Genomic DNA, 12506 nt, shown 5'->3' on the forward strand with positions numbered 1-12506 from the left:
CGGCCAGGCCCTGAGTGCGCTGTCCCGGCACGTGGGTGACGGGAGCACACCTGGCCCGTCCGTCCTCCCGCCCCCTCCTCCCTCCCTCGTCCTTCCGGCCCCACCACCTCGTCTCCCTGCGCCGGTCACCGCCGTGAACGGCAGGCGACAGGGCGACGAGGGCGGCGGTGCACCCGTTACGATCGGCCCATTCAAGGCCGTTGTTCGTGGCCGCTGCCGGGAGGAAGAGATGGGCCTGTTCCGCCGAGGACCGAAGCGGGATCCCCGCGATCTGGCACGCGACGGGGAGTTCAGCTTCTTCTCCGAGCGCGAAGGCGGCGTCTTCAGATCGCAGGTCCGGCAGGCCTTCGCGGAACAGGGGCTCGAAGTCACCGCGTATGCGGGCGTGGTCACCGACGCCGCGGGCCGGCAGTTCGGCCTCGGCAACCTCGCCGCGGTGTGCCACCGTGACCGGCGCGGCGAGCGCAGCTGGGCCGCGCTGATCCGGGATCACGTCGGCAAGGTGCTCCGCACGATGGACGGCCCGCAGCCACTGGAGATCCTCAGCGCGGACGAGATCCGGGCCTGTCTCTACCCTCGCGTGGTCGCCCAGGAGACGCTGCCCGCCTCCGACTCCTTCCGCTACGGCCGCGCGCCGGCGCCGGGGCTGCGGGAAGTACTCGCCCTCGATCTGCCCGAGGCGGTGCAGATGCTGAGCGAGGACTCCCTGACCGACCTCGGGGACGTGGCGGAGCTGCGGATCCGGGCGATGAACAATCTGCGCGCCCTGCCGGTCGAAGGGCATGAGACCGTGCGGCGCGGCGACGGCTCGGCGTTCGAGGTGCTGCTCGGCGACTCCTTCTTCACCGCGAGCCGGGTGCTGGTGCTGGACGAACTGGTGCAGCGCCTGATGGGCACCGAGCTCACCTCGGACGGTGCGCTGGTCGCCCTGCCCTTCCGCCACCAGCTGGCGTTCCACCGTATTCACGATGCCCAGGTCATCCCGGCGTTGCAGGCCATGGCGCAGTTCGCGGCGGCCGGTCACGAGGACGCGGCGGGCGCCATCAGCCCCCGGGTCTTCTGGTGGCGCCGGGGTGTGATGACCCCGCTGAGCCAGCTGGACGGCGAGGGGCTGCGGGTGGTGGCGGACGCGGACTTCCAGGAGTTGCTGGAACGGTTGGTGCAGGACGAGGCCTGAGCGGCGGCATCGGGCCGGCCGGGCCGCGGGGCCTACACGCCGCGCACAAGATTTTCTTGCGGAATTTTCACCGAACGGGAACCTGCGGCGCCGTCCGCCCGTTTTACAGGGTGAGGCCCCACGCTCTCCCCCGTGTGTGGGGCCTCGCTCTGTCTCTCATTCCCCGGCTTCTGGCGGCCTCAGTCGCCGAGAACTGCGCGTTCCTGGTCGGTGAACAGCCGTGAGCGGATCAGAAAGCGGACGCCCTCCGGCGCCTCCAGGGAGAAGCCACTGCCCCGCCCCGGTACGACGTCCACCGTCAGATGCGTGTGCCGCCAGCGCTCGAACTGGTCCGCCGACATCCAGAACCCCACCGGTTCCGGCACACCCTCCACGGCCAGCCGGGCCAGCAGCACATCCGACGATCCCGTACGGAATTCCCCGGCCGGGTAGCACATGGGGGCGCTGCCGTCACAGCAGCCGCCGGACTGGTGGAACATCAGCGGGCCGTGCTGATCGCGCAGCAGGCGCAGCAGTTCGCTCGCCGCCGCGCTCAGCGCGATACGCGAAGCGCCCTCCGGGACCGTGTCCCCGGCGGCCGCCTCCTGCTCCTCGCCGCCGCTCATCAGGAGCGCTCCGACTTCTTCACGGTGCCGCTGACCTGCGGGTTGTCGATCTCTTGTCGGTACACGTGCCGTCCTCTCCTGACCGGCCACAACGGATGTCGCTCCCGGGACGGCGGTGAACCGGACCGGAACGGGCCGGAACATGGTCACCGAGCCGCCACCGAGGCAGTGCCCCAGTTAACTCCCTGCAACGTTGCGAGGTGGTTGCACACGAGGGCGGGCTGTCAGATCCGGTGGGGACCGGCGGCGTCGGAGATTCCCCGCGACCGCGGACCCGGCCGGCAGGCCGCATCCGGCTGCCCGGCTCAGGCAACCGTGGTGGTCATGGGCACGTCTCGAAGGCCAGATGCACAAGATGAGAGTTGAGCAACTGGTGACGTTCGGACATTCCCGTGATGCATGCGGTGACGACTGGCCGTTGGTGGGGCGCGAACGCGAGCTCGCCGCCCTCGACGCCGTGGCCGCCGACGTCCTGTCCGGCCGGTCCCGTGTCGTACAGCTCGAAGGGTCGGCAGGGGTCGGCAAGTCCGTCCTGCTGAGTACCTGGTGGGAACGGAACGAGCAGTTCCGGGTGCTGCGGGCCCGCTGCCATCCTCTTGAGCGCGAATTCGCCTTCGGTGCGGTGCGGCAGCTGTTCAAGCCCCTTCTGGCGGCAGTCTCCGAGACCGACCGCGCACGCCTCCTGGAAGGTTCCGCAGCGGCCACGCTGCGGGCGCTGGACGACGATGCCGCCACGGATCCGCTGCCGGAGACAGCCAATGTGACGGCCTCGACGCTCCGGGAACTCGACGCCCTCGTCTCCCGGCTCTCCCGCCGGCAACCCCTGCTCCTGGCGGTCGACGCCCTGCAGTGGATCGACCAGCCGTCACTGCGATGGCTGGTGCATTTTGTCGGACGGGCGGACAGTCACCCCGTGCTGATCGCCGTGACCACGCGTAGCGCCGAGGTCAAGAGGCTCGATCCGCTGTTCGCCGAGCTCGTCCGTCCCGCGAACTGCCACACCATCGTCGTGGAGCCGCTCGACGTGCGCGGCGTGGGGCAGCTGGTGCGGTCGCTCTGGGGTGCGGAGGAGCCCGACGAGGCCTTCTGCGCCGCCTGTCACGCTGCCACGGGCGGGCACCCGCTGTTCGTCCGTGCCCTGCTCCACCAGGCGCAGCGCAGCGGGGTCCGGCCGACGACGCCGTTCCGGGACCAGATCCCCACGGTGATGCTGTCGACGCTCGGCGGGGAGATCTCCCACCGGCTCTGCCAGGCGTCCGGCGAGGTCGTGGAGCTGGCGCGGGCGCTGGCCTTCCTGGGCGACCGCAAACCACCGGAACTGCTCGCCGCGTTCTGCGGGACAGGGCGGGCCGTGGTGCTCTCCGCAGCCGAGGACCTGCGGTCCCTGGGGCTGCTGCGGGCGGACGGCGACCTCCGCTTCACCCATCTGGTCGTCCGCGACACGGTGCTCGGCATGCTGTCACCCGAGGAACTCGGTGCCGGCCATGCGCGGGCGGCCCAGGTGTCCTGCCTCAGCGGACGTCCCGACGAGGAAGTCGCGGCCCATCTGCTGGCCGCCGGTCCGGTGCACGGCTCCTGGGTCCTGCCGGTGCTGCGCAGAGCCGCCACGCAGGCATTACACCGCGGCGCACCGGAAACCGCCGTGACCTGTCTGCGCTCCGCGTTGAACCAGCCGCTGGACGGCGCCGAGCGCGCCCGCGTGCTCCTGGAACTGGGCACCGCGGCCAGCCATTACGATGCCGCGCTGGCCATCTCCTGTGTCACCAGCGCGCTCGAGGAGCTGACCGACGAAACGGCCCGCAGCGACGCCCTGGGGGTGCTGGCCTACTCGCTGCTCCTCTCCCGCGGCTCCCGTACGGACCTGTCGAGCGTGGACCGGAAGATCGCGGCGCTGTGCGACCGGCGCACGGCGGACTCCGGGTCCGCAGACCGCGAACTGACGCTGCGGATGAGTGCGCTGCGCTCGTGGATGGAGTTCGAGCGGCCGTCCGCCGGCAGGCCGGCCCCGGCGCCGTCCCCCGGCACGGACGACGACCTGGCCGACCGCACCGCGGGGGAACGCCAACTGCTCGCGATCCGGGCCTTCCGCGCCCTGCGAGCCGCCCTGCCCGCCCCGTACGTCGCCGGTCTCATCGAGCGCGCTTCCGTCAATCTGCCGGCGTTCTCCCATGACCTGTTCCCGCTGCACTACTTCGTCGCCCAGACACTGCTCTACCTCGACGAACTCGAAACGGCCGACCAGCTCAACCGCCATCTGACCCGGGAGATCTCGGGCCGGGGCATGGAACTGCTCGTCTCCTCCCTGATGCTCTACCAAGCAGGGCTGGCGCTGCGCCGAGGGAATGTCACCGAAGCCCTCGGCACCGCTCAGACCGCCGCGGACCAGGCCTCCTCCACCGGGAGGCTCCCGTACGCACTGACCCTGGACACCATCAGGATCGACGCCCTTCTCGCCCAGGGCCGGACCGAGGCGGCCGAGCGGGTCGCCGGCACACATTCCGTGGCCGGGCAGGCGGAAGTGGCCTGGGAACGGCCCCGCTTCCTCATGAGCCTGGCAGCACTGCGGATCGCCCAGGGCCAGCCGCGTGCGGGGCTCTCCCTGCTGCGCGAGTGCGGTCACCACTGTGATGCCGCCGGGACGGCCAGCCCCGCGATGTCCCCGTGGCGCTCCCGCGCCGCGGCCGTCCATCTCGCCCTGGGGGAGGCCAGGCCGGCCCATGCGCTGGTCGAGCAGGAGCTCGATCTCGCCCGGCGCTGCCAGATCCCACGGACCCTCGGGGTGGCGCTGCGGGTGGCGGGAAGGGTGACGCGCGGCCGCCAGGGGCTGGACATGCTGGCCGAAGCCGTGAGCGTACTCACGCCGAGTCCGGCACGCCTCGAACTCGCCCGCGCTTTCCATGACTTCGGGGCCGCCTTGCTGCAGCAGGACGACAGACGCGGCGCCCGCACGGCACTGCGCCACGGCCTGGACCTTGCCGTGGGCTGTGGCGCCACGGCGCTCGCCACGCGCCTGGGGGAGCGGTTGCACCTCGCCGGCGGGCGAGTCGGCAGATCCGGTGGGCCGGGAGTCGGGGCGCTGACCGCGGGGGAGGAACGCGTCGGCACGCTGGCAGCCCAGGGATATAGCAACAAGCAGATCGCCGAACTGCTGGTCGTCTCGCTGCGGACCGTGGAAACCCACCTCACGGGCGCCTACCGCAAGCTCGGCATCACCGGCCGCCCGCACCTGGCGGCCGCACTGGCCGAAGCGGACAGGGTGCGCAGGGGGAGTGGTCCCGCAGACCCCTGGAGCGTGTCTCGTTGATGGAGCCTGGCGCTCCCGCACCTTCGGTTGCAGGGGCCACGGTGGGTCCGGGTTCTATCGGCCGGATCCGGCGTCGGTGATTTCTGCCAGGGCGGCCATACGGGCCTTGTATTCGGCCTGTGGGATCTGCCCGAGGACCGCGAGGCGTTCCAGCTCGACGGCCTCGGTTTCATGGGCGATCTTGCGGCTCTGTTCTGCTTGCTCTCTGCTGTACTTGACGGCCTCGGCGCGCTGCCTGGAGCGGTTTCGCTGTATCTCCTCGGCGATCGCCTGCCCGGTTTGTTCGAAGTAATCGGCCTGCCTGCCTGACCACATATTGCCCCCCTGTTTACGGTGAATAACGCCAGAAGCCGGATAGCCGGATTCAGAATATCCCCAATCCGGCTTCTGGTCCGCCGTTCCTGGGAGATCTTGAACGCCTGAACGTCCTATGGTCGATGGTGCAATTGGCTGGCCGGGCTGCCGGGCTGTCGGGCTGTCGGGCTGCCGGGTTGCCGGGTTGCCGGGTTGCCGGGCTGCCGACGCCGGGGCTGCCCGTGGGGCGTGAAGCCACCACCCGGCCCGGCGTGCGGGTGTGTCCCTCCGGCCGTGCCCGGACGCCCGTGGCCTCGGCCCTATCGCCCCATCGCCCCCGAAAGCCCCTCACCTTCGGATGCGGGACTTTCGGTAGGTCCGTGGGCGTCCCCCGCTCCCGTGGTCCGCCGCGCTACGGAGCCGTGGGGCCTCGTGGTCCGAAGCCGTGGTTCCCGGTTTCTTACGGGCTTCCTCGTGGTACCTCGGAGGGCCTTTCTCCGGGTACCGAAGTCTTAGCCGGAACCAATTGATTCGGCGGTTCGCCCATGACTTACTCGGACCCGACAACGCCGCATTCCCCGGGCGGCAGAAGACAGTGCAAGAGGAAGTAGCCATCGTGAAGGTCAACCATCGGGCCGTATTCGGTCTCCTCGCGGCGGGTTCCGCGTGCTTCTCGGCCGTTCTTTCCGCCCCCGCCGCTTATGCCGGATCCGACAACTACATTCAGATCACCAACCACGCCGGCATTCTCGCCAACACCTGCTACAAGTGGAACGGCGCCGAGAGCAAGAACTACTGCCACAACGTCCGGCCGGTGAACGACACCTGGAAAGCATATTTCCCGGCGGATGCGACCGGCGTGAAGATCGACCTCAGTGCCAGCGTGGTCACCTACGACACGGTGGACACCGCCGCGGTGAGCGACGCGAACAGGAATCACTGCTTCGAGATCACCGGTCTCGCCGACCGGCCGAAGCTCCAGGAAACGGGCTGCTGACGGCAGACACCGTGGGAAGCGCCGCCGTCGCGCTCTCCGCCGCATCGAGTTCCATCAGCAACAGAGTGAGGAATACGTTGATCTCCACATCCGCATCCCGAACGGGTCTCGTCCTCGGTGCCGTCACCCTCGCGCTCGCCATGGCGGCGCCCATGGCATCGGCCGCGCAGGCCAACTCCACCGACGTCAATGGCCACACCGACAAGTGGGTGGAGCAAGGAAGCCCCTCCGTCACGTATGACAACGGCTACAAGGTGGATTCCGCGGAAGAAGTCAAGCGCGCACTGGAACAGTGCAATGACAGCAAGGTGTCATGCGCCGCGACGACCCTGGAAAGCAACCAGGTGACGAAGTGGTTCGACGTGGACAACGCCGGCATGGACGTCGGTCCTATTCAGAACTGCGGTGGAGGGGGCGCGGAAATAAACCAGACGCTCAGCGGAAGCAAGACCTTCACGTGGGGATGGAACGTCGGCGCCAGCGTCGATATCACCCTGGTCAAGGACAAGCTGGGGGTCGGCGCCAGCGCGCAGTACAGCCAGACCAACGCCGAGACGAAGAGCGGCGACATCAGGATCACCATCAAGCCCGGGCAGAAGGGGATGCTGATGATGGGCCATGACATGGAACAGCGAGTCTCCGATGTGACCATCCAGGGCGGCGAGTTCGGCGGCGCGAAGATCAGCGGGCTGCGCACCGAAATTCCGCTGAACGTGACGGCACGGGCGGACACCGACGTGGTCGCCTGCAACGCCACCTTGAAGAACGGGCGCTGAGCGCCGGTCCCACTCGCGAACCCTCCACGAAGGATCATCCTGTGCGGAAAATCAAGAAGTCGGCGGCCTATGGTGCTGCCGCCCTGGGACTCGCGCTGGCCGGCGCGGCGATGACGGCACCGTCCGCCGCCGCCGCGGGCTCGGGCAATTACATCGGATTCACCAACAACGGCTGGTTCCTGGTCGACACCTGCTACCACTGGAAGTCCTCGGCGACCCCGGACTCCTGCGATTACGCGAAGCCCAAGGGCACGGACTGGCGGGTGGAAATCCCCGGTGACGCCCAAGGCGTCAAGGTCGAGGTGACGGTGGCGGCGCAAATCGGGGGCGGCAATGTGTCCCCGCAGATCACGGACCTGAGCCGGGGTCATTGCTATGCGCTGAGCGGCTACACCTTCGACCCGAAGATCACCGAAAAGGACTGCTAGAGCATGTCCGGACCAGCAAAGCGAGAGGTGCACTCCAGCATGCGAAGCAGAAAGCGTTCCCTGACATACGGTGCTGCGGCCCTGGGCCTCGCCCTGGCCGGCGCGGTGCTGTCCGCACCGTCCGCCGCTGCCGCCTCGGACAACTACATCTCGTTCGAGCACAATGCGGGGTCCCTCATCGACACCTGCTACGAGTGGAAGGGCCCGGCCGGCATAGAGAGCAAGAACTACTGCCAGCACGACAGGCCGATCGGGACCAGCTGGAGAGGGTACTTTCCCGCGGAAGCGACCGGGGCAGTGGTCACCGTTTACTGGTCGGGAGGCTCACAACCCCTGTACCTCAACGAGGCCGACAAGAACCACTGTTACAAGCTCGAAGGCACGCTGGTGTCCGGGATCCACGTCCTCAGCGTGAACTGCTGACCTACTCCCCGGGGCCCGCCGGCGCACTCCGCCGGCGGGCCGCCGCGTTCCGTGGGCCCGATCGGCATCCAGCTCATGCTCGGCGGGATCAAGACCTACTTCGGTATCTCATGAGGTCAGGACCGGCGCGGCGATGCCCGTCGGCCTGCCGCTTCCGACGGCGTTGCCATGCGGGGCGGCCGCGCTGCGGTACGGAGACGGCCGGGTCCACGTAGGCGGGCCGGGGCAGGCCCCTACGCTCCTCGCCGCCGGGCGCGGACCGGTTCACGGGGTGAGCCGTGTCTCACCCGGGCGGTGCCCACTTGTCTATGCAACGAGTTGCATAGAAGGATCGGGGCATGGCGCTCGACCACGCGATCCTTGTCTCTCTGCTGGAGAAGCCGGGCTCCGGCTATGAGCTGGCCCGGCGGTTCGAGCGGTCCATCGGATACTTCTGGACTGCTACCCACCAGCAGATCTACCGCGTCCTCAAACGTATGGAGAGCGACGGCTGGATCGATGTCCGCGAGGTGCCGCAGCAGGCCCGGCCGGACAAGAAGGAGTACTCCGTCGCCGCCGCGGGCCGGGACGCGCTCTCCCGGTGGCTGCACGAGCCGATCGAACCCGAGAGCGTCCGGCACGACCTCGCCGTGAAGATCCGCGGCGCGGCCTTCGACGACCCGGCCGCACTGATCCGCGAGGTCGAGCGCCACCACCGGGCGCACACCGACCGGCTCGCGCACTATCTCGCGGGGGAGCGGCGGGACTTCACCGGACCCGAGGCCCCCGCAACGCCCGACGCCGGGCAAGAGCTCCAGCATGTCGTGCTGCGCGGCGGCATCGCGTATGAGCGGATGACCCTCGCCTGGCTCGACGACGTGCTCGCCACCCTCCGCAGACTCGGCCCCGAGCGCTGAACCGGCGGCCGCGAGCCACCACCCGGCATCCACCGAACCGTGCACCGGCACGCATCCGAAGCTTTCCCGCCCCATCCCCCAACCCCGAGCCGGAAAGGCGAACATCCATGGCCGACCAGCTGCTGTTCAACCCGCGCACCTACGACCCGGCGCACTTCGACCCCGAGACCCGCAGGCTGCTGCGCGCCACCGTCGACTGGTTCGAGGACCGCGGCAAGCGCAAGCTGATCGAGGACTACCGCTCCCGCGCCTGGCTGGCGGACTTCCTCGCGTTCTCCGCCAAGGAAGGGCTGTTCGCGACCTTCCTCACCCCGGCCTCCGCCGCCGACGGGCAGCAGGACAAGCGCTGGGACACCGCCCGGATCGCCGCCCTCAACGAGATATTCGGCTTCTACGGGCTCGACTACTGGTACGCCTGGCAGGTCACCATCCTCGGGCTCGGCCCGGTCTGGCAGAGCGACAACACCGTTGCCCGTAGCCGCGCGGCCGAACTCCTGGCCCAGGGCGAGGTGTTCGCCTTCGGCCTGTCCGAGAAGGCCCACGGCGCCGACATCTACTCCACCGACATGCTGCTGGAGCCCGACGGTGACGGCGGCTTCCGCGCCAGCGGCTCCAAGTACTACATCGGCAACGGCAACGCCGCCGGACTCGTCTCCGTCTTCGGCCGCCGCACCGACATCGAGGGCCCGGACGGCTATGTCTTCTTCGCCGCCGACAGCCGCCACCCCGCGTACCACCTCGTGAAGAACGTCGTCGACTCCTCCAAGTACGTCAGCGAATTCCGCCTCGACGACTACCCGGTCGGCCCGGACGACGTACTGCACACCGGCCGCGCCGCCTTCGACGCCGCCCTCAACACCGTCAACGTCGGCAAGTTCAACCTCTGCACCGCCTCCATCGGCATCTGCGAGCACGCGATGTACGAGGCCGTCAATCATGCGCAGAACCGCATCCTGTACGGCCGCCCCGTCACCGCCTTCCCGCACGTGCGCCGCGAGCTGACCGACGCCTACGTCCGCCTCGTCGGGATGAAGCTGTTCAGCGACCGCGCCGTCGACTACTTCCGCTCCGCCGGGCCCGACGACCGCCGCTATCTGCTGTTCAACCCGATGACGAAGATGAAGGTGACCACCGAGGGCGAGAAGGTCATCGACCTGATGTGGGACGTCATCGCGGCCAAGGGCTTCGAGAAGGACACCTACTTCGCCCAGGCCGCCACCGAGATCCGCGGCCTGCCGAAGCTGGAGGGCACGGTCCACGTCAACCTCGCCCTGATCCTCAAGTTCATGGGCAACCACCTGCTGAACGCGGCCGACTACGAGGCGGTGCCGACCCGCCTCGACGCGGCCGACGACGCGTTCCTCTTCCGGCAGGGCCCGGCCCGCGGCCTGGGCGCCATCCGCTTCCATGACTGGCGCGCCGCCTACGACGCCTACGCCGAGGTGCCCAACGTCGGCCGCTTCCGGGAGCAGGCGGACGCCCTGTGCGAGTTCGTCACCACCGCCGCGCCCGGCGAGGAGCAGAGCCGCGACCTCGATCTGCTGCTCGCCGTCGGCCAGCTGTTCGCGCTGGTCGTGCACGGCCAGCTGATCCTGGAACAGGCGCGTCTGACCGGCCTCGACGCCGAGGTGCTCGACGAACTCTTCGCCGTCCTCGTGCGCGACTTCTCCGCACACGCCGTCGAGCTGCACGGCAAGGATTCGGCCACCGCGGATCAGCAGCGCTGGGCACTCGGCGCGGTTCGGCGCCCGGTCGTCGACGACGCCCGATCGGCGCGCGTCTGGGAGCGCGTCGAGGCACTGGCCGGGGCGTACGAGATGGCGCCGTAACCCCGCAGCCCCCGGCCGCCCGTCTTCGGACCGGTGGGTCCGGCCGACGCCGCGAGGTGCCGGCCGGGCCCGCCGCTCCTGCCACGTGGCACGAGTGGCCGGATCCCGTAGGCTCGGCGGATGGCGAAATACTTCGACGTGCACCCCGAGAATCCTCAGCGACGCACCATCAGCACGGTGGCCGACAGCATCCGCTCCGGCGCGCTCATCGCGTACCCGACGGACTCCTGTTTCGCCCTGGGATGCCAGCTGGGCAGCCGCAACGGCATCGACCGGATCCGGTCGATCCGGAACCTCGACGACCGCCACCACTTCACCCTGATGTGCCAGAACTTCGCGCAGCTGGGTCAGTTCGTGCACGTCGACAATGACGTCTTCCGCGCGGTCAAGGCGGCGACGCCCGGCAGTTACACCTTCATCCTCCCCGCGACGAAGGAGGTGCCGCGCCAGCTGCTGCACCCGAAGAAGAAGACCGTCGGAGTCCGGATCCCGGACCATGTCGTCACCCAGGCCCTGCTCGCCGAACTCGGTGAGCCGCTGCTCTCCAGCACCCTGCTGCTGCCCGACGAGGAGGAGCCGATGACGCAGGGGTGGGAGATCAAGGAGCGGCTCGACCATGTGGTGGACGCGGTGATCGACTCGGGCGACTGCGGCACCGAGCCGACCACGGTCATCGACTTCTCCGGCGACGGCGCCGAGATCGTACGCCGAGGAGCAGGCGACCCCGCGCGGTTCGAGTAACCGGCCGACGGCCGTCTGCGGTGCCTCAGTTGGTGACCACCTGGATGGTGGTCCCGCTGGACGGAGCGAAGTTCACCTCGCCGTTGTAGTTGCCGGTGACGAGGTGGGTTCCCTTCGGCAGGGGGTTGAACACCGCACTGGCCTGGCCGTTGACCAGGGGGACGGTCTGGGGGGTGCGCCCGGCGATGGCGAGGGTGATGGTCCCGTTGGGGGTGCCCGCTCCGGGGGCCGTCGTGGAGACCGTCGCGGTGAGGGTCACCCGGTCGCCCATCGTCGAGGGGTTCGGCGTGGACACCACGGCGGTGGTCGTGGCGGCCTTGCCGACGGTCTGGGTGTCGGTGCCGCTCGACTCCGTGAAGCTGGCGTCCCCGCCGTAGGCGGCCGAGATGGTGAACGGACTGCCCGTGGTGCCGGTGTAGGCGTGGGTGACGGTCGCGACCCCGCCGGACACCGGCGCGATGGCGGAGCCGGTCCCGTCCCCGAAGGTGAAGGTGACGGTGCCGGTGGGCGTGCCGGACGCGGAGGACACCGTCGCCCTGATGGTGACCGACTGGCCGGACGCGGAGGGATCCGGGGTCGAGGTCACCGTGGTGGTGGTCATGCTCTTGTTGAGGGTCTGGGTGTCGGTGCCGGTGGAGGCGGTGAAGCGGGTGTCCCCGTTGTAGACGGCGGCGATCGGGAACGGGCTGCCGGTGCGGGTGGTCCAGGTGTGGGTGGTGATGGCGGTGCTGCCGAAGAGGGTGGCGGTGGTTGCGCTGGTGCCGTCGCCGAAGGTGAAGGTGACGGTGCCCGTGGGGGTGCCCGTTCCGGGGGACACGGGCGCCACGGTGGCGGTGAGGGTGACGCTCTGGCCGGTGACGGAGGGGTCGGGGGCGGAGGTCACGGTGGTGTTGGTGGCGGACTTGTTGACCGTCTGGGTGTCGGTGCCGCTCGACGTCGTGTAGTTGGTGTCCCCGTTGTAGCCGGCCGTGGCGGTGTACGGGCTGCCGGAGGTGCCGGCGTAGGTGTGGGTGACGGTGGCGGTGCCGCCGGAGAG

The 12506-nt window shown here is 69.4% G+C and carries 12 protein-coding genes; 9 read left to right on the forward strand and 3 right to left on the reverse strand.

Annotated features, from left to right (window positions below; genetic code table 11):
- Window positions 1-229: 229 nt before the first annotated feature.
- Window positions 230-1177, forward strand: a complete 948-nt coding sequence (locus ACWGI6_RS18510; RefSeq protein WP_453268488.1) for a hypothetical protein — start codon at window positions 230-232, stop codon at window positions 1175-1177.
- Between the two features lie 179 nt (window positions 1178-1356).
- Here ACWGI6_RS18510 and ACWGI6_RS18515 read toward each other — a convergent pair whose 3' ends face one another.
- Window positions 1357-1782 carry a DUF779 domain-containing protein gene (locus tag ACWGI6_RS18515; RefSeq protein WP_453268489.1) on the reverse strand — a complete coding sequence of 142 codons (426 nt, stop codon included), beginning with the start codon at window positions 1780-1782 and terminating at the stop codon, window positions 1357-1359.
- Window positions 1783-2137: 355 nt separating this feature from the next.
- Here ACWGI6_RS18515 and ACWGI6_RS18520 point away from each other — a divergent pair, with 355 nt between their 5' ends.
- Window positions 2138-5086: a helix-turn-helix transcriptional regulator gene (locus ACWGI6_RS18520; protein WP_453268490.1), complete on the forward strand. Its 2949-nt coding sequence runs from the start codon at window positions 2138-2140 to the stop codon at window positions 5084-5086.
- A 54-nt stretch (window positions 5087-5140) separates the two neighbouring features.
- On the opposite strand, the gene ACWGI6_RS18525 is transcribed toward ACWGI6_RS18520, so the two are convergent.
- Window positions 5141-5401: a hypothetical protein gene (locus ACWGI6_RS18525; RefSeq protein ID WP_453268491.1), complete on the reverse strand. Its 261-nt coding sequence runs from the start codon at window positions 5399-5401 to the stop codon at window positions 5141-5143.
- A 595-nt stretch (window positions 5402-5996) separates the two neighbouring features.
- On the opposite strand from ACWGI6_RS18525, the gene ACWGI6_RS18530 reads away from it, so the two are divergent.
- From ACWGI6_RS18530 to ACWGI6_RS18560, 7 genes are all read left to right on the forward strand, one after another.
- Window positions 5997-6377: a hypothetical protein gene (locus ACWGI6_RS18530; protein ID WP_453268492.1), complete on the forward strand. Its 381-nt coding sequence runs from the start codon at window positions 5997-5999 to the stop codon at window positions 6375-6377.
- Window positions 6378-6454: 77 nt separating this feature from the next.
- Complete coding sequence (locus ACWGI6_RS18535) at window positions 6455-7153, forward strand: hypothetical protein (RefSeq protein WP_453268493.1); 699 nt, start codon at window positions 6455-6457, stop codon at window positions 7151-7153.
- 41 nt (window positions 7154-7194) lie between these two features.
- Entirely contained in the window at window positions 7195-7581 is a 387-nt protein-coding gene (locus ACWGI6_RS18540) for a hypothetical protein (RefSeq protein WP_453268494.1), read from the forward strand.
- Window positions 7582-7620: 39 nt separating this feature from the next.
- Complete coding sequence (locus ACWGI6_RS18545) at window positions 7621-8004, forward strand: hypothetical protein (protein WP_393905907.1); 384 nt, start codon at window positions 7621-7623, stop codon at window positions 8002-8004.
- Between the two features lie 338 nt (window positions 8005-8342).
- Window positions 8343-8900, forward strand: a complete 558-nt coding sequence (locus ACWGI6_RS18550) for a PadR family transcriptional regulator (protein ID WP_453268495.1) — start codon at window positions 8343-8345, stop codon at window positions 8898-8900.
- Between the two features lie 107 nt (window positions 8901-9007).
- Window positions 9008-10729, forward strand: a complete 1722-nt coding sequence (locus ACWGI6_RS18555; RefSeq protein WP_453268496.1) for an acyl-CoA dehydrogenase family protein — start codon at window positions 9008-9010, stop codon at window positions 10727-10729.
- 120 nt (window positions 10730-10849) lie between these two features.
- Window positions 10850-11470, forward strand: coding sequence for an L-threonylcarbamoyladenylate synthase (locus ACWGI6_RS18560; protein WP_453268497.1), 621 nt, complete (start codon window positions 10850-10852; stop codon window positions 11468-11470).
- 25 nt (window positions 11471-11495) lie between these two features.
- Here ACWGI6_RS18560 and ACWGI6_RS18565 read toward each other — a convergent pair.
- The coding region (locus ACWGI6_RS18565) for an Ig-like domain repeat protein (protein ID WP_453268498.1) at window positions 11496-12506 on the reverse strand (1011 nt) is incomplete at its 5' end.

The organism is Streptomyces sp. NPDC054786 (genome assembly GCF_053611685.1).